This window comes from Caballeronia sp. LZ001, assembly GCF_031450875.1.
GTDB lineage: Bacteria > Pseudomonadota > Gammaproteobacteria > Burkholderiales > Burkholderiaceae > Caballeronia.
This window is the reverse complement of the sequence record NZ_JARTVX010000003.1, coordinates 1,058,514-1,076,798: the sequence shown is the minus strand read 5'-3', so window position 1 is coordinate 1,076,798 and position 18,285 is coordinate 1,058,514. Positions and strand designations below refer to the sequence as shown.

At 61.0% G+C, this 18,285-nt stretch carries 12 protein-coding genes and 1 pseudogene; 6 read left to right on the top strand and 7 right to left on the bottom strand.

Annotated elements, in window-relative coordinates; translation table 11 throughout:
* Position 1: 1 nt before the first annotated feature.
* From P9292_RS09405 to P9292_RS09390, 4 genes and pseudogenes are all read right to left on the bottom strand, one after another.
* Positions 2–940 (bottom strand): LLM class oxidoreductase, encoded by a 939-nt coding sequence (locus P9292_RS09405; RefSeq protein WP_309958664.1) that lies wholly within the window; start codon positions 938–940, stop codon positions 2–4.
* Between the two features lie 95 nt (positions 941–1,035).
* Positions 1,036–2,518, bottom strand: a pseudogene (mctP, locus tag P9292_RS09400) (monocarboxylate uptake permease MctP).
* Positions 2,515–2,721, bottom strand: coding sequence for a DUF3311 domain-containing protein (locus tag P9292_RS09395; RefSeq protein ID WP_370652249.1), 207 nt, complete (start codon positions 2,719–2,721; stop codon positions 2,515–2,517). The pseudogene mctP and the gene P9292_RS09395 overlap by 4 nt, the downstream one beginning before the upstream one ends.
* 282 nt (positions 2,722–3,003) lie before the next feature.
* The gene (locus P9292_RS09390; RefSeq protein ID WP_244830789.1) at positions 3,004–3,711 is read right to left on the bottom strand and encodes a YceH family protein; all 708 of its coding nucleotides are present in this window, start codon (positions 3,709–3,711) and stop codon (positions 3,004–3,006) included.
* Between the two features lie 422 nt (positions 3,712–4,133).
* Between P9292_RS09390 and P9292_RS09385 the strand changes: the two genes are divergently transcribed.
* Positions 4,134–5,606: a circularly permuted type 2 ATP-grasp protein gene (locus tag P9292_RS09385; protein ID WP_309958663.1), complete on the top strand. Its 1,473-nt coding sequence runs from the start codon at positions 4,134–4,136 to the stop codon at positions 5,604–5,606.
* A gap of 56 nt (positions 5,607–5,662) precedes the next feature.
* Positions 5,663–6,700: an alpha-E domain-containing protein gene (locus tag P9292_RS09380; RefSeq protein WP_250469366.1), complete on the top strand. Its 1,038-nt coding sequence runs from the start codon at positions 5,663–5,665 to the stop codon at positions 6,698–6,700.
* Between the two features lie 8 nt (positions 6,701–6,708).
* Here the strand turns inward: P9292_RS09380 and P9292_RS09375 are convergent, their stop codons facing one another.
* Entirely contained in the window at positions 6,709–7,770 is a 1,062-nt protein-coding gene (locus P9292_RS09375; RefSeq protein ID WP_244830786.1) for a putative zinc-binding metallopeptidase, read from the bottom strand.
* A gap of 190 nt (positions 7,771–7,960) precedes the next feature.
* On the opposite strand from P9292_RS09375, the gene P9292_RS09370 reads away from it, so the two are divergent.
* Genes P9292_RS09370 through P9292_RS09360 form a run of 3 tightly spaced genes read left to right on the top strand, consistent with a single transcriptional unit; the run spans position 7,961 to position 15,014 of the window.
* Positions 7,961–11,452, top strand: a complete 3,492-nt coding sequence (locus P9292_RS09370) for a transglutaminase family protein (protein WP_309958662.1) — start codon at positions 7,961–7,963, stop codon at positions 11,450–11,452.
* Positions 11,453–11,481: 29 nt separating this feature from the next.
* Complete coding sequence (locus P9292_RS09365; RefSeq protein WP_309958661.1) at positions 11,482–14,115, top strand: circularly permuted type 2 ATP-grasp protein; 2,634 nt, start codon at positions 11,482–11,484, stop codon at positions 14,113–14,115.
* Positions 14,112–15,014, top strand: a complete 903-nt coding sequence (locus tag P9292_RS09360; protein WP_250494576.1) for a transglutaminase family protein — start codon at positions 14,112–14,114, stop codon at positions 15,012–15,014. Before P9292_RS09365 ends, P9292_RS09360 begins: the two co-directional genes overlap by 4 nt.
* A gap of 56 nt (positions 15,015–15,070) precedes the next feature.
* Here P9292_RS09360 and P9292_RS09355 read toward each other — a convergent pair whose 3' ends face one another.
* Together P9292_RS09355 and P9292_RS09350 are read right to left on the bottom strand one after the other, a co-directional pair.
* Positions 15,071–15,925 carry an oxidoreductase gene (locus P9292_RS09355; protein WP_309958660.1) on the bottom strand — a complete coding sequence of 285 codons (855 nt, stop codon included), beginning with the start codon at positions 15,923–15,925 and terminating at the stop codon, positions 15,071–15,073.
* A 121-nt stretch (positions 15,926–16,046) separates the two neighbouring features.
* A complete protein-coding gene (locus P9292_RS09350) occupies positions 16,047–17,012 on the bottom strand; it encodes a LysR family transcriptional regulator (RefSeq protein ID WP_309958659.1) in 966 nt (321 codons plus the stop codon).
* A gap of 248 nt (positions 17,013–17,260) precedes the next feature.
* Between P9292_RS09350 and P9292_RS09345 the strand changes: the two genes are divergently transcribed.
* Positions 17,261–18,238, top strand: coding sequence for an aldo/keto reductase (locus P9292_RS09345; RefSeq protein WP_244830776.1), 978 nt, complete (start codon positions 17,261–17,263; stop codon positions 18,236–18,238).
* The last annotated feature ends 47 nt before the right edge of the window (positions 18,239–18,285 follow it).

Below are 18,285 nucleotides of genomic sequence, written 5' to 3'. Positions count from 1 at the left end.
TTTAGCGATTAAATTCGGGTAACACGTATCTCGCGACTTCCTCGATGACCGCGCGTGCCTCGCGCCGCTCAGACGAAACGTTCAGCGTGACGTGATGCGTGCCGTTATCCCGCATGGCGCGCAGCAGGTCGATCAACGCGCGATAACCCGTGCGATAGCCAAGAGAAATATCGCTGGCGGGTTCGTCGGGATCTTCGCTCAAGTCGAGACGCATGGCCACGCCGAATGCGCGAAATTCGCCGGGCGACACGCGCTCGACCGCTGCGCGCCACATGCTATAGCGGCCGCGCTGCGCTTGCGGTTCGCGGTGATAAGTCATCCAGCCAAGCGAGTGACGCGCAATCCAGTCGACGCTTTGACCGCCGGAGCCGACTGCGATCAAGGGAATCGAAGCGTCCTGCTCAGGCAGCAGAAAGAATGCGGGCGCACCTTCGGGCTCGCGGTCCGGAATGACGCGCGAGGGCACCTCGATGGCCGCAGCGAGCGTCTCCCAATGCCGTTTGTATAAGTCGCGGCGTTCTTCAAGATCGCGCCCGAAGGCCGCATATTCAGGCGGCCTGTCACCGGAGCCGACGCCGAGAATGAAGCGTCCACGCGAAAGCGTATTGACGGAAACGGCGCCCTTGGCGATATGAAGCGGGTGTCTCAACGTGAGCACGATTGCTCCGCTTGCAAGCGCTATACGCTGCGTATTCGATGCAAGCGCGCCGAGCAGCACCCACGGATCGAGGTGTCCGACGGGATCGGGATAGTCGATGCTATTGAGCGGGACATCGCGCACCCATAGCGCACGAAAGCCGACTTGATCTGCAAGACGCGCGAGTTCTAGCTGCTCGCTAAAGTCCACTGCGGTCCGGCCCGACGTTACCAAGGGAAGCGTAAGGCCGATGGAGAGCTTGCCGGGTGCGAACAGCGTGTTCGCGATGGAAGAGGCGGACATGGCACTCGACGGAAGATGAGAAGGGCATGCTCCATCGATACTATCACTCGGCAAAGAAGCCCGACGCCGTCAAGCGCCGGGCTTTTTCCATGGCGCTAAACCGCGGGCACCACGCGGCGATGCGTCACGAGCGATACCGCGAACGTCACGACGATATTCACCGCCAGCGCAATCAGGCCGATATAAAGCGGCCACGATCCCGCGCCTACATGCAGGACATACACCGGCTTGAGCCCTTGCGAGATGGCAAGTCCAGTGCCGAGCACGATACCGACGAGCCAGCCGAGAAAGAGGCCGGGCATCGTCATGCGGCGCGTGTAGAGACTGAACACGATAGCGGGGAATATTTGCAGAATCCACACGCCGCCGAGCAATTGCAGGTCGATGGCATATTGCGTCGGCAGGAAGACGATGAACAGCAGCGCGCCGAACTTCACGACGAGCGATACCACCTTGGCCGTCGCGGCTTCCGAAGCGGGCGTCATGTCCGGCGAGATCAGCGGTCCCCACAAGTTGCGTGTGAAAAGATTCGCCGCGCCGATCGACATGATCGCGGCCGGCACGAGCGCACTAATGGCAATGGCCGCCGCCGCGAAGCCCACGAACCACGAGGGAAACAGCGTGTTGAAGAGCGCGGGCACGACATCCGACGCCGATTTCACATGAATGCCCGCCGCGATCGCCATATAGCCGAGCAATGCGATCAGGCCCAGCAGCAAGGTATAAGCAGGCAGAAAAATTGCGTTCTTGCGCACCGTGGTCGCGGACGACGAAGACAGCACGGCGGTCATGGTATGCGGATACATGAATGCCGCAAGCGCCGATCCAAGCGCAAGCGAAGCATACGCCGTGAATTGCGCGGGCTTGAGCGTGATGCCCGTTGCGCCGCCCTTGGCCTTGAAGAACTGATCGGCGGTATCGAACACATGCGCATAGCCGCCGAGCTTCGACGGAATGACCCACACGGCCGCGATCACGACGATATAGATCATGATGTCCTTGACGAACGCGATCATCGCGGGCGCGCGCAGGCCGCTCGTGTAGGTGTAGAGCGCGAGGATCACGAACGCGACGATCAATGGCAATTCGCCCGTCACGCCAAGTCCCTTGATGACCACCTGCATGCCGACCAGTTGCAGCGCGATATAAGGCATGGTCGCGACGATGCCTGTCAACGCGATGGCAGCAGGAAACCACTTGCCGCCGTATTCGCCGTGCACATAGTCCGCAGCGGTGATGTGATTTTTGGCGTGCGCGATTTTCCAGAGCTTGGGCATTACCGCGAACACGAACGGGTACACGATGATCGTATAAGGCAGCGCGAAAAAGCCGTACGCGCCGACCGAATAGACCAGTGCGGGAACCGCGATCACCGTATAGGCGGTATAGAAATCGCCACCGACCAGGAACCACGAAATCAAAACGCCGAATTGCCTGGCCGCCCAAGCCCCATTCATGGAGTTGCGTAAGATCGCCACGCTTCCAGCGCGCCGCAAAGAAGCCGACGACGGTGACCAACAGAAAGAACGCGATGAAGATGGTCATCGCAACCGGATTGACTGGATTGAGATCGTTCATTTGATGCCCCGATACACGACATAAAGCAAAAGCGACGTGAGCGGCACCCAAAGAAACTGATACCAGTAGAAGAAGGGAAAGCCTGCGAACGATGGATGTGTGTCGTTATAAAACGGCAGCCAGAGCAGGGCAATATAGGGAATCAAAAGAGTCGCCCAGAGCCATGGACGGTTCTTGTTTTGGTCGCTCGTGTCGGGTTCCAACGCTGGTTCTCCTCATACGTCGTTGCGGGTTCGAGGCGCGGCGCAGTATCGTCTTTTGTCTGCGCCTGGCGCTGCGAGCGAATTATCCAAGATATTTGTAATTGATGCGCGCATGTCACGCTATCTTCGTTTAATGCTTACGTGTTCCTTTCCGGTTACGTCAAGCATTAGCTAAACCATCGCTTATAGTTGGTCCTGGCACGATGCGCTAAAGCTAAGCCGCCTCGAAGACGATCAGCATTGCACGCCTGACGCTAAAGCCCGCGGGATCGATCGACACACTCATGCTTCGTCGGACGATCCTTCGAGGTCGATTCCCAATTCAGCCGCCATGCGCTGAACCATCGCTCTTAGCTGGTTGACTTCAAGTGTCAGGCGCTTTTGCTCGGCCTTGAGCGATTCGACTTCCGATGGCGACCAAGACTCGCGTTCAGCGACATCGCGCACGGGAAAATCGCTCATGCTCACTTCGCCGCATAGCAAATGCACCCAGCGGCTTTCGCGCTCGCCCGGCACGCGCGGCAGTTTCATCACGCGCGGCGGGTCGTTGGAAGCGAGCTCATCGAGAAAGCTCTCCACGGAGGAGATGTCCGCGAAGCCATGCAGACGCGCGCTGTTCGAACGCAATTCTGCAGCGGTTTGCGGGCCGCGCAAGAACAACGTAGCGAGCAAGGCAACCGATTGGCTCGGCACACCAAGCACACGATTGACGTTATGTTCGAAACGCGGCACGCGGCTGCTGCTGCCTTCCATCACGAGCGAGAGGCGCTTCAATCCGTCGATGGTCGTGAGGACTTCGTCCTCGCTCACGTTCATGACTGGAGCCCGTGCGGTCTTCTGGTTGCATCCCGAGGTGAGGGAGTTGAGCGATAAAGGATAAGTGTCCGGCACGGTATGCTGCTTTTCTACGAGCACGCCAAGGACGCGTGCTTCGAGTGGCGTGAGTTCGCGCAAGGCAGGGCGCGAAGCGGGAGAAGAGGGCGTATTCATAAACTGTCGGAGACTGGCGGTGAGACGCTTATGATACCGGTGGAGCGCAACGATTCATGCGTACGCGCACCGTCGTGCGGCCGTCTGGCTTCCTCAGACTGTGCACTCGTTCGGACCGATGCGCTTTTCTGGTGCATGGATGTTGGCATCGGCGCAATATAAAGGTGTTTTTATTCCGGCTTGTACCATTGGCATTGAAGTTGCTTTTTGATTGAACGGCACTGGGCTGCCCGCGCATTCGATGCAGACGAAAATCGTGGCTATCGTTGACATCGCGCTTAGAGGTCGCCTAAGAAACAACACGACATACCGGTTGAGTCCGGTCGGCCGCGTCGTTCAGGCTTTCGAGCGTTTGCGAGTGCAACCAGAATTACGAGCGAAGGGGCGCCGCCCCAGCATGCACTTCATATGGAAGACCGGTTATGACGCAAGCATTCTTCAACGAGATGTTCGAGCAAAGCGTGCTGGAGGCGCGCGGTGTGCCAGCGGCAGCCTTCAATGACGTGGGCGATCCGCGCAAGCATTACCGCGATTTCATGACCTGGCTCATCGCGCAGAGCGAACAGCAAATCAGCCTCAAGCGCGCCGAAGCCGATCTCAACTTCCGCCGCGTCGGCATTACGTTCGCAGTCTATGGAACGAGCGATACATCCGGCAGCATTCCCGAGCGCACCATTCCCTTCGATGTCATTCCGCGCATCTTTCCCGCAGACGAATGGAAAGCGCTAGAGCGCGGTTTGCGGCAACGCGTCAATGCGCTCAATCGGTTTATTCACGACATCTACCACGAGCAGAACATCATTCGCGCGGGCATCATTCCCGAGACGCAGATTCTCAACAATTCGCAGTATCGGCCGGAGATGCGCGGCGTTAAGGTGACGCGCGACATCTATGCGCATATCGCGGGTATCGATATCGTGCGCGCGGGCCAGGGCGAGTTCTACGTACTCGAAGACAATCTGCGTGTGCCGTCGGGCGTGTCCTACATGCTTGAAAACCGCAAGATGATGATGCGGCTCTTTCCCGATCTGTTCGCGCGTAACCGCGTGGCGCCGGTTGCGCATTACCCCGATTTGCTGCTCGATACATTGCGCGCGGCGGCACCCGCAGGCGTTGAAAATCCGACGATCGTCGTGATGACGCCCGGCATGTATAACTCGGCGTATTTCGAGCACACGTTCCTAGCGCAGCAAATGGGCGTCGAGTTGGTCGAAGGACAGGATCTCTTCGTCGACCACGACTTCGTGTATATGCGCACGACGCAAGGGCCGCAGCGCGTCGATGTGATCTATCGCCGCGTGGATGACGACTTCCTCGATCCGCTCGTGTTCCGCGAAGATTCGTCGCTCGGCGTTCCGGGCCTCATCTCGGCATATCGCGCGGGCAACGTGTCACTCTGCAATGCGGTAGGAACAGGCATTGCCGACGACAAATCGATCTACCCGTATGTGCCGGACATGGTGCGCTTCTATCTCGGCGAAGAGCCGATACTCAACAACGTGCCGACATGGATGTGCCGCAAGCCAGACGACTTCAAGTATGTGCTCGATCACTTGCCCGAACTCGTCGTGAAGGAAACGCATGGCGCGGGCGGCTACGGCATGCTGGTCGGCCCGGCATCGACGACCGCGCAGATCGCCGAGTTTCGCAAGGTGCTCGAAGCGCATCCGGACAAATACATCGCGCAGCCTACGCTCGCGCTATCCACATGCCCGACGTATGTGGAGGCAGGCATCGCGCCTCGCCATATCGATCTGCGTCCGTTCGTGCTGTCGGGCAATGAGGTGCGCATGGTGCCGGGCGGCCTTACTCGGGTCGCGCTACGTGAAGGTTCTCTTGTCGTGAATTCGTCGCAAGGAGGCGGAACCAAGGACACGTGGGTGCTTGAACGCTAAGAGCCCCGGCTCGAGAATCGAGACGCGAACCTCCATATCAACAACCGGGAAAACCCATGCTGAGCCGTACCGCGGATCATCTCTTCTGGATGGCGCGCTATACCGAACGCGCCGAAAACACCGCGCGCATGCTCGACGCGAACTATCAGCTTTCGCTCTTGCCGCAGTCCGACGAATATGCGGAACTGGGCTGGCGCGCGATGCTTTCCATCTCCGAACTAAGCGGCATCTATTCCGCCGCGCACCACGGCATGAAGAGCCACGAGGTCGTCGACTTCATGGCGCGGGACATGTCGAATCCCTCGTCCATCGTGAGTTGTCTGCGGGCTGCTCGCGAGAATGCACGCGCTGTACGCAGTTCGACGAACAGCGAGTTGTGGGAATCGCTCAATACGACGTGGCTCGACTGTCAGCGCATGCTGGCCGATGGCATTCTCGAGCGCGAGCCCTATACCTTCTTCGAGTGGGTGAAGTTTCGTTCGCATCTCTCGCGCGGGGTTCAGCTCGGCACGCTCGTCAAGGACGATGCGTTTTACTTCATGCGTCTCGGAACCTTCATCGAACGTGCGGATAATACGGCTCGCATTCTCGATGTGAAGTTCGAGATGATGGAGCAGCGCGCCGATACCTCCGCGCAGCCGTTCGATTATCACCACTGGACCGCCGTGCTGGGCTCGGTATCGGGCTTCGAGGTGTATCGCCGAGTGTATCGCGATGTCATCACGCCCGAGCGCGTTGCCGGCCTCCTGATTCTCTATGGCGAATGGCCGCGCTCGCTTGCGGCGAGCATTGCCGAAGCGGAGCTGCTCATCCGTCATGTCACCAAGGGTCGCGAAACCGAGGCGTCGCGCCTGGCGGCGCAGTTGAGCGCCGAGCTTAGAACGGGACGCATCAGCGAGATTCTGCAAGCGGGGCTGCACGCGTATCTTGTGAGCTTCCTCGCGCGCGTGAACGATCTTGCAGGCCGTATCAGCCGCGAGTTTCTCTTGCCTATCGCTCCCGAGACGCCGGAAGCGACTCAGGAGCCCTCGCAAACGCAGACGCAAACGCAGGGGACGGGTCAGTCGCAGAGCCAGTCGCAAGGCTCCGCTTGAACGCGTCCCTAGCGTTTCGACGCCGCCGCGACGACGCGATGCACGAAGCGCAGCTTGTCGATCACCGCCGGGGCGAGCGTGAACGGATAACCATCGGGCATGCCCAGGCTGCGGTTCAGGCTGTTGAGCACATAGGTCAACGGAAACCAGCGTTTCATCAGGTTATCGAAGGTGGTTTCCTCGACAGGCGTCTGGTCGGTAAGCGTCGGTTCATGCGGACTGTCGGGGACGAGCGCGAGGCCGCAGGACACGGCGGTATCGAGCGTATCGACGATATGCAGGTAATGCGCCCAGGTCTCGGCCCAGTCCTCCCACGGATGCATCGTGGCATAGCTGCTCACGAAGTTCTCTTCCCAGTTGGGAGGCGGTCCCTCGTTGTAATGGCGCTGGAGCGCGGCGTTGTAGTCCTGCTGCTCGTCGCCGAATGCAGTGCGATAAGGCGCGATTCGCGCGGTGTCGCCAATCAGGCGATCGAAGAAATAGTGCCCTGTTTCATGGCGGAAATGACCGAGCAAGGTGCGATACGGCTCATGCAGATCGGCGCGCGTTTTCTCGCGATGCGCGTCGTCGGCTTCCGCGATGTTGAGCGTGATGATGCCGTTGTCGTGACCCGTCATCACGCCGTGGCCTTGCGAATCGCCTTCGAGAAAGCGGAATTCGAGGCCGCGTTCCGGGTCTTCCTGCCGCGAGATCACCGGCAGGCCGAGCTCGGAAAGCGTATAGAGCAAGCGCCGCTTGGCCGCCTCGATCCGATACCAGTAGGTGCGGTTGTCGGGATTGTCGAGGTTGGGAATGACGCTCGTGAGCTTGCAGGAGCAGCAGAGCGTTTCCGGCGAGTCGGCGGGAACCACCCAGTTGCAGACGTTCTCGACCTCGTAGTTATGACACGGGCGGTACAACATGTCTTTCGCGAGGGGATGCAGGCTTTTCCATTGGCCGTCGCCGGTTTCCTCGAATGCGCTGATCTGATTGAGTTCGGGCACGTAGCCAAGCCGCGCGCCGCAATTTTCGCAGTGTGTGTTCTCGAAGAACACGAGCTGATCGCAGCGGTTGCAGTGAAAAGTCTTCATCGTGATAGCCGGAAGGGGTGGAGTTCGCGTCGGAACCGACGCGGTGTTCGTGGATGCGCGCAGTCCACGCAATCATCGTGCCGCGTTAAGCGCTCTTCCCGCCTGGCGTTACAGCAACGCTTAAGCAACAGATAAGACGCGCACGATGCACTGTCCGTGTGCGGCGTCATTTGAATAAAAGGAGTCCGGTGTGTCCATTCGCGTCGCGTTGAACCATGTCACGCATTACCGTTATGACCGGCTCGTCGGGCTGTCGCCGCAAGTGGTGCGCTTGCGCCCGGCGCCGCATTGCCGCACGCCGATTCTGTCGTACTCGTTGAACGTCGAGCCCGAGGAACACTTCATCAACTGGCAGCAGGACGCGTTCGCCAATTACCAGGCGCGCCTTGTTTTCCCGGAGAAAACGCGCGAGTTCAAGGTGACGGTCGATCTCGTCGCCGAGATGGCGGTCTATAACCCGTTCGATTTCTTTCTCGAACCGTCTGCCGAAAAATTCCCGTTCGCCTACGCGCCGGATTTGCGCCACGACCTTGCACCCTACATGATCAAGCGCGAATTGACGCCGCGCTTTGCGGAGTTCATCGCGAGCATCGACCGTACGGAGACGCCGACCATCGACTTCATGGTCGGATTGAATCAACGTCTCGCCGATGAGATTCGCTACCTGATCCGCATGGAACCGGGCGTGCAGACGCCGGAGGAAACGCTCGTCAGCGCTGCCGGTTCGTGCCGCGATTCAGGCTGGCTGCTCGTCGAAACGCTGCGCCATCTGGGACTTGCAGCGCGCTTCGTCTCGGGCTATCTGCTGCAGCTCGCGCCGGATACGAAATCGCTCGACGGTCCGAGCGGAACGGAAGTCGACTTCACGGATTTGCATGCATGGTGCGAAGTGTTTCTGCCGGGCGCGGGCTGGATCGGTTTCGATCCGACCTCGGGCCTGCTCGCGGGAGAAGGCCACATTCCGGTGGCGTGCACGCCGGAGCCGGACAGCGCGGCGCCCGTTTCAGGTGCAGTCGATGAGAGCGAAGTCGAATTCACTCACACCATGACCATCACGCGCGTGCTGGAAACGCCGCGTGTGACGAAGCCGTACAGCGAGGAAGAATGGAGTGACGTGCTGCGCATGGGCGATCAGGTCGATGCGCAATTGAATGCTTCCGATGTGCGCCTGACGATGGGCGGCGAGCCGACCTATGTCGCCGTGCGCGACCGCGATGCGCCCGAATGGAACACCGACGCCCTTGGTCCGACCAAACGCGCCTACGCGGTCACGCTAATGGACAAGCTGCGCGCGGAGTACGGCGTGAACGGCTTCCTTCATATCGGCCAGGGCAAGTGGTATCCCGGCGAGCAGTTGCCGCGCTGGGCGCTGTCGCTATTCTGGCGTGCGGACGGCGAGCCGTGCTGGAGCGATCCCACGCTCTTCGCGGACGAACGCGAGCCCGCCAACTACACCGCCGAAGATGCCGAGCGCTTCATTCGCCATCTCGCGGGCAAGCTTTCCTTGGATGCAAAATACGTTCAGGCGGGCTACGAAGACAGTTGGTACTACCTGTGGCGCGAGCGTCGCCTGCCGGTCAACGTGGACCCGTTCGACTCGCGTCTCGACGACGAACTGGAGCGCGCACGGCTCTTCCGTGTGTTCGATTCCGGCTTGCCCTCGGTGACCGGCTACGCGCTGCCGATTGCCCGCGAAGCCGCCGACGGCACGCGTCCGGCGCACTGGGCGAGCGGCCCGTGGTTCTTCCGCGACGAGCGCATGTATCTGATTCCGGGCGATTCGCCGATGGGCTACCGCATGCCGCTCGATTCGCTGCCGTGGGTGGCCAAGAGCGACTATCCGTATCAGCACGAGCACGACCCGTTTGCGCCGTCCATGCCGTTGCGGCGGGCGGCTGAATTTCGTATGCAATATGCCGCCGACCTGGATTTTGAATCCGGTGTGCAAAATGCCGAGCCGGGCGCAGATGTTCTCGGCAGCGATGCGGCAGGTCCGGCGAAAGCATTGACCGGATCGTCAGCCTTGGGCGATGCATCGGCGTATTCGGCAAGCACTCGCATGCCCGAACGAGGCGAATCCGCGAAGTGGATCGCGCGTACCGCCGTGTGCGTCGAAGCACGCAATCCGGCGCGCGCCGCAGGTCCGAAAGCCGAAGCCGATGCGCTCAAGAAACACGGCAACGGCAATAAGCTCATGCATGTGTTCATGCCGCCGCTGACCTCGCTCGACGCATATCTCGACTTGCTCGCCGCCGTCGAAGCCACGGCCGCCGACCTGCGTATCCCGGTGATCGTCGAAGGCTATCCGCCGCCGCGCGACACGCGTCTGAAGGTGCTGCAAGTCACGCCCGATCCTGGTGTGATCGAGGTGAACATTCATCCGGCATCGAACTGGAAACAGCTCGTCGAGCACACCGAATTTCTCTATAACGCGGCGCACGAGACGTATCTGAGCCCTGAGAAATTCATGCTCGACGGCCGTCACACCGGCACGGGCGGCGGCAACCACTTCGTCCTTGGCGGTGCGACTCCGCCCGACAGCCCGTTCCTGCGACGGCCCGATCTGCTCGCGAGCCTGATTGCCTATTGGCTCAACCATCCGTCGCTATCCACACTGTTCTCGGGTCTCTTTATCGGTCCGACGAGCCAGGCGCCGCGTGTCGACGAGGCGCGCAACGATCAGGTCTACGAGCTTGAAATTGCATTCAAGGAACTGCAACGCCAGCTCGATCTGCTGGGCGGTCGCGACAGCGCCACCGTGCCGCCTTGGCTCATCGACCGCATTCTGCGCAATATCCTGATCGATGTGACCGGCAACACGCACCGCGCGGAATTCTGCATCGACAAACTGTATTCGCCCGATGGTCCGACCGGCCGCCTCGGCCTGCTCGAACTGCGCGGCTTCGAAATGCCGCCGCACGCGCGCATGAGCCTCGTGCAGCAGCTTCTGCTGCGCGCGCTGGTCGCCCGCTTCTGGGAAAAGCCCTACACCGCGCGCCTTACGCGCTGGGGCACGGAGCTGCACGACCGCTTCATGCTCGGCAGTTTCGTGGAAATGGATTTCGAGGACGTGCTGGCCGACTTGCGCGAAGCCGGCTTCGCATTCGAGAAGAGCTGGTTCGATCCGCATTTTGAATTCCGTTTCCCGCTCGTCGGCGCCTACGACACCAATGGCATCGAACTGACGCTGCGCAATGCACTCGAACCGTGGCACGTGATGGGCGAGGAAGGTGCGATAGGCGGCACGGTGCGCTTCGTCGATTCTTCCGTCGAGCGGCTCGAAGTGCGGGCGCTCGGGCTCAACGGCGCCCGGCATGTCATTACCGTGAACGGCCGCCCCTTGCCGATGCAGCCCACGGGACGCGTCAGTGAATATGTGGCCGGCGTGCGCTTCAGAGCATGGTCGCAATCGGCGTCGCTGCATCCGACCATCGACGTGCATGCGCCGCTGACTTTCGATATCGTCGATACCTGGACGGGCCGCGCCATCGGCGGATGTCAGTATCATGTCGCGCATCCGGGCGGGCGTAATTATCAGACATTCCCGGTGAATGCATACGAAGCGGAGAGCCGCCGGCGCGCGCGTTTCTTCGCGACGGGACATACGCCGGGCGCAACACAGATCGAGCCGCAGCAACGCAGCCTCGAATTCCCCTTCACGCTCGACCTGCGCTATCGTTAAGAAGCGCTCATTCACGGAACCAGACGATCTTGCCGTTTCAATCGACCTTGCCCTTCGACACGTCCGGTGCGCGTGTCGACGCACTCGCGCTGATGCGCACCTTGCCGGCGCGCGAAGGGCACTGGGACGAATTGCGCGATTCTTCCGGCCAGTTGCGCGAGCCCTGGCGCCAGTTTTTCGAATTGCTCGGTGAAGACGGTATCGAGCATCTGGATGAAGGCGTGGCCGCCGTTGCGCAGCAGATTCGCGACAACGACATCACGTACAACGTCTATGCCGATAACGGCGAGCCGCGCGCGTGGTCGCTCGACCTGCTGCCGCTTCTGATCGACGAAGAAGAGTGGGCCGTGATCGAACGCGGCGTCGCTCAGCGCGCGCGTCTCATGGAAGCGATCATGGCCGATATCTACGGCCCGCAGACGCTGCTGCATCGTGGTCTCTTGCCCACCGCGCTCGTGTTCGGACATCCTGGCTATCTGCGTCCCGTGAAGGGCTACGTACCGCCTGGCGGGCGCTTCCTGCAGATCGTCGCGGTCGATCTCGCGCGCACGCCGAAGGGCACATGGACGGTCATGGCGCATCGGACCGAGGCGCCTTCCGGCCTCGGTTATGCGCTCGAAAACCGGCTCATCGTCGCGAGTCTATTTGCCGATCCGTTTCGCGCCATGCGCGTGAGCCGTCTCGCGCCCGCTTATGCGCAACTCATCGCGACGCTCGCACGCGCCGCACGCGCCACCATGCGCGACGACGATGGCGAACACGAAGAGACTTCTCCCGATGCACCGCATATCGCGCTCTTGAGTCCAGGACCATTCAGCGAGACTTACTTCGAGCACGTGTTCCTTGCGCGCTATCTGGGCGTGACGCTCGTGGAAGGCAAGGATCTGACGGTGCGGCACGACAAGCTCTATCTCAAGACCCTCGCGGGTTTGTCGAGAGTGCATGCAATATTACGGCGGCTCGACGATGCATTCTGTGATCCAGTCGAGTTGCGCGGCGACTCGACCATCGGCGTGCCGGGACTGCTGCAGGTCATGCGCGCGGGCAACGTGATGGTGTCCAACGTGCCGGGCGCGGGCTTCACCGAATCTCCCGCGCTCAATGCATTCCTGCCGGGTATCGCCGATGCCTTGCTCGATGAGTCGCTCGACTTGCCGACCGTGCCGACGTGGTGGTGCGGCGAGCCCGCCGCGCGCGAGGAAGCTTTCGAGCAACTGGACCGAGCGTTGCTCGCGCCGACGTGGCCGGGCGCGCAAACCGACCATCCGCCGGGCATCGACGCGGGCGTGCAGGACCTGGCGGAATGGCGCGAACGGATTGAACGCTCGCCGGATGTTTTCACCGTGCAGGAGAACCTGCAGTTTTCGAGCGCACCGCGTTTCAATGATGGCGCGTTGGGTTCGCGTCCCTGTGTGCTGCGCGTGTATGCCATTGCGAACATCGACGGCGGCTTCAGCGTCGTGCCGGGCGGTTTCACGCGGCTTGCCGCGGATCGGCGAGCCACGGTGTCCATGCAGTTCGGCGGAAGCAGCGTGGATACGTGGGTGCTGTCGAGTCAACCGGTGCCGGCCGCATCGCTGTTGCCTTCGCCGATGAAACCGGGCGACGTGCGCGCGCGCCGCACGGTGTCGAGCCGCGCGGCAGAAAATCTTTTTTGGGCGGGCCGCTACAGCGAGCGCTCGGAGAACAACGTGCGCCTGTGCCGCCTGCTTTTGGGCACGCTCGAAGTCAACGACAACGGCGATCTGTTCCCGACGCTTGCCGACTTCGCGGCGCAATGCGGCCTGATTCCATCGATCGATACGCCCGCGCGCAGTTCGCCGCAAGCCTTCGAGCGCGCATTGGTGATGGGTCTTGCAAACCGGTCGACGAGCATTGGCGGCAATCTCGCGGATCAGGCGCGCGCCTCGGGCGAAATTCGCGACCGTCTTTCCAACGATCACTGGCGCAACATTCTCGCGTCGCGCAACGATTTCCGCGATGCCCTCGCGCGGCTTGCGCTGCCTTCGGCGAGCGGAAGTCCGAATGCGAGCGGAAGCGGCGAGTTCGCGCCGCCGGTCAGCAGGCACTACGACCGCGTGATGCTCGCGAATGCGCTCGAACATCTGGCGACGCAGCTATCCGCCATCAGCGGTGCGCAAGGCGACCGCATGACGCGCGACGAAGCGTGGCGGCTGCTCTTCATTGGCCGGCATATCGAACGCGTCGCGAACATGGCGAGCTTCGTGCGCGTGGCTGCCGAGCACGGCACGTTGACTACGCCGGCAGGCTTCGACTTGTTGCTGCAGCTTTTCGACAGCACGTTGACGTATCGATCGCGCTATCCGGGACGGCTGGAAGTGCCGGCGCTCATCGACATGATCGTGCTGGATGAAACCAATCCGCGCGGCCTCGCCGGCGTGTATGTCCGCTTGCGCAAAAAGCTCGATGAAATCGCGGCGGCGGCGGGCGGCGCGCGTCGAACGCATTTTGCATTCATCATGCCGCATGCAGAATCATTTCCGAGTCTCGAGTCGCTGTGCGAGACGGACGAAGACGGCCGCTTCGCCAATCTGATCGAACTGTGCGACCGGCTCGTGAGCGCCGTGGGCGTGGCTTCGAACGAGGTAAGCGCGCGTTACTTCAGCCATGCGAACACGCTGGCCTCGCAGGTATCTTCATGACCGTATCCAGCAACCCCGAAGCCACGACACTCGCGGTCACGCATCGCACCACGTATCGTTATTCGACGCCTGTCGAGATCGCGCAGCATCTCGCGGTGATTCGCCCGTTGCACTGCCCGTGGCAACAGGTGATCGCGCACACGGAGCGGATCGAGCCGGTGCCGTCTTATGTGCACAGCCGAGTCGATGCGTTCGGCAACGACGTGCTGTACTTTTCGCTCGATGCGCCGCACGAGCGTCTTTCGATGACGAGCGAGACCACGGTGCGGCTCGTGCCGCGCTGGAATGCGTTCGATCCCGCCGAAACGCCGCCGTGGGAAAAGGTCGTGCAGCGCCTGCAATACCACGCGGGCGCGCGGTTCTTCGCGGAGAGCGAGTTTTGCTATGCGTCGCCGAACATCGCGCTCGATCAGGCGTTGCGCGAGTACGGCGCACAGAGCTTCGAGGCCGACACACCGCTCGTCGTGGGTGCAATCGATCTGATGCATCGCATTCATGCGGATTTTGAATACCGCCCGTCGTCGACTGCGTTCGATACACCCGCCACGCGCGCCTTCGACTTGGGTCACGGCGTATGCCAGGACTTCGCGCAGGTGATGATCGGTTGCCTGCGCTCGCTCGGCTTGCCGGCGCGCTACGTGAGCGGTTACTTGCGCAACGACCCGCCGCCGGGCCAGACCCGGCTGATCGGCGCGGATGCCTCGCATGCATGGGTTTCAGTGCATTGCCCGCAGAGCGGCTGGGTCGATCTCGATCCGACCAACGACGTGCTGGCGGATCTCGATCACATCACGCTCTCCACGGGGCGTGACTACACGGACGTGTCGTTATTGCGCGGGATGATTCTCGGCGGCGGGTCGCACCACATAGACGTGGCGGTGAACGTGCTGGCGTTGTAAGTCTGGCATTCTGCATTCAACAGACCGCATGCAGAATGCCCTATTCATCAGCGCACTCATTGGCCTTCCGGGAAGTCCGCGCCCAGCGTCACCGCTTCCCAGCCATCGAAGTCCTTGCGCAGGGCTTCGACTTTCAGGCGCGCGTTGGTGAGCGCGGCCTTGCCGAGCAAGAGCCGCAACGGCGGATTGTCGCTTTCGACCGCTTTGATGATCGCTTCGGCGGCACGCACCGGATCGCCCGGTTGCTTGCCGCTGTAGTTGCGCACCATATCGACGCGCGCCTTCGCGGTCTCGGCGTAATCGGCGATGGTATGCGGCGCCTGATTCGCCGAGCGGCCCGCCCAGTCGGTGCGAAACGGTCCCGGCTCGACGATGAGCACCTTGATGCCGAGCGGCTTGACTTCTTGCGACAGTGATTCCGACAAGCCTTCGACCGCGAACTTCGTCGCATGATAGAAGCTGATGCCCGGGAACGCGATGATCCCGCCGACCGACGAAATATTCACGATGGTCCCGCTCTTTTTCGCGCGCATGCCCGGTAGCACGGCTTGGGTCATATCGACCAAGCCCCAGACGTTGATTTCAAACATCTTGCGCACTTCTTCGCTTTCGCTTTCTTCCAGCGAGCCGAAGTAGCCGATGCCCGCGTTGTTCACGAGCACGTCGATGCGGCCGAACTTGGCGGTCGCATCGCGCACTGCGGCTTTGACCTGAGCAGGGTCGGTGACATCGAGCGTGAGCGCAAGCGCCAGATCGCCGTACTCCTTTGCAAGATCTTCGACGGCCGCGACGTTGCGCGCGGTGATCACGGTCGGGTAGCCGAGGCCCAGGGTCTTGGCGGCGAGCTCACGGCCGAAGCCGGTCGAACATCCGGTAATGAACCAGACGGGTTTGTCAGCGGTCGTTGCCATGTGCGATTCTCCGTTAGAAAACGTTATTTCGTGAGCAATTCGCGAGCATGATCCATTCCCTGCTTGTGCGACAGCGTCTGGAGATTCAAGCCCTTATAAGCGCCGCTGACAGACAAAGACTTCAAAGCGCCTGACGAATCAGCATATCGACGCTTGGCCTATGTTCGATGTCTTGCTGCGAAGTCGCGAGCCCGTCACGCTCATCGCGAAGAAAGTCGATGAAGGCGCGCAGCTTCGGCGCGACATGACGGCGGTCCGGGTAATACAGCGTATAGCCGGGCAGTGGCGGGCTCCAGTCGGCGAGGAGGCGCACGAGCCGGCCTTCCTCGATGAATCGCTCGATATAACCATTGATGATATAAGCGATGCCGATGCCATCCAGCGCCGATTGCACGAGCGCAGCCGAGTCATTGAGAATGAGCCGACCTGTCACGACGAGATCGAGCGATTCCCCATTCTTCCTGAAGCTCCAGCGCTCGATCTGTCCGGTGCTGATCAGACGAAAGCTTATACAGTCGTGCGCCGCCAGATCATGCGGATGCTTCGGAACGCCGCGCCGTGCAAGATAGTCAGGCGATGCGACGATATGCGCTTCGATGGGCGGCCCGATCCGTACGGCCACCATATCGCGCTCGACACGATCGCCAAAACGAATGCCCGCGTCGAAGCCGCGCGCCACGATATCGACGAGCGAATTGTCGATGCACAGGTCGACGCGAATCTCCGGATAACGTTCGAGAAAGCGGCGTAACACGGGCTGCAGCACGATCATATGACCCGAGCGCGCCACCGTTATGCGCAAGGTTCCGGACGGTCGTTCGGCCGCCGCGCCGAGTTCTTCCGAAGCGAGCGCGAGTTCGCGCACTGCGGGCAAGACGCGTTCGAAGAATTTTTCTCCGGCTTCGGTAAGGCTCACGCCGCGCGTATTGCGCGAGAACAAAGCGAGGCCCACGCGCCTCTCAAGTGTGCGAATAGCCTGACTTACGGCGGAAGGCGACACGCCAAGCCGCACGGCAGCGGCGGAAAAGCCCTTTTCCTCGGCTACCGCGACGAACGTCATGATGCCGTCCAGCTGATCCTGATGCATGCACGCATTCCTCGAACGAATATCGGCGCTTCCTTGCAAGCCACGCGAGCTTGAACATCTGGTAAAGGCGCTTCGAAGCAGGGCATGTTAGCAGCAGCGGACGCTACCGGCAGGAGTGAAGGGATGCGTCAAGCGCGAATCGCCATGCAGGCTTATAAGACTGGCTGAAAGCGCGCGGGGGCTGCATGCGCTAAGGTAGAGGGCTTGGTTGCCTACACGCTTGTTCGCCTTGAATGGAGAATCACACGATGGAATACGTGAAACTGGGCTCGACCGGACTCGAGGTCTCGCGCCTGTGTCTCGGCTGCATGACGTTCGGTGTGCCGGAGCGCGGCACGCATCCATGGACGCTCGACGAAGAAAAGAGCCGCCCGATCATTCAGCACGCGCTGGACGCGGGCATCAACTTCTTCGATACCGCCAATACCTATTCGGATGGCACATCGGAAGAGATTGTCGGCCGCGCATTGCGCGACTTCACGCGACGCGACGATATCGTCATCGCAACGAAGGTCTTCAATCGCATGCGTCCCGGTGCGAACGGTGGTGGCTTGTCGCGCAAGGCTATCTTCAACGAGATCGATAACAGCTTGCGCAGACTCGGAACGGATTACGTCGATCTCTACCAGATTCATCGATGGGATTACACGACCCCGATCGAGGAAACCCTCGAAGCGCTGCATGATGTCGTCAAGGCGGGCAAGGCGCGTTATATCGGTGCGTCTTCAATGTATGCGTGGCAGTTCAGCAAGTCGCTCTATCTTTCGCGTGCCAAAGGATGGACCGAGTTCAAGACGATGCAGAACCACTTGAACCTGCTGTATCGCGAAGAAGAGCGGGAGATGCTGCCGCTTTGCGTGGATCAGGGCATCGGCGTATTGCCGTGGAGTCCGCTTGCACGAGGACGCCTGACGCGCGACTGGGATGCGACCAGCGCAAGACAAGAGTCGGATGCATTCGGCAGCACGCTGTATCGAACGGACGATGCGGACCGTGCAGTGGTCGAAGCCGTTGCCGCCGTCGCTCAAGCGCGTGGAGTACCGCGTGCGCAGGTTGCATTGGCTTGGGTTGCACAGAAGACGCCTGTGAGTGCGCCGATCATCGGTGCGTCCAAGGTGGGACATATCGACGATGCGGTTGCTGCGCTCGAATTGAACCTGACCGACGAGGAAATCGCGCAACTCGAAAAGCCTTACGTGCCGCACGCGGTGGCCGGGTTCAAGTAAGCGTTTCGGCGTTAATGGCTGCGTTGTCCATGAGATGACGCAGCCAT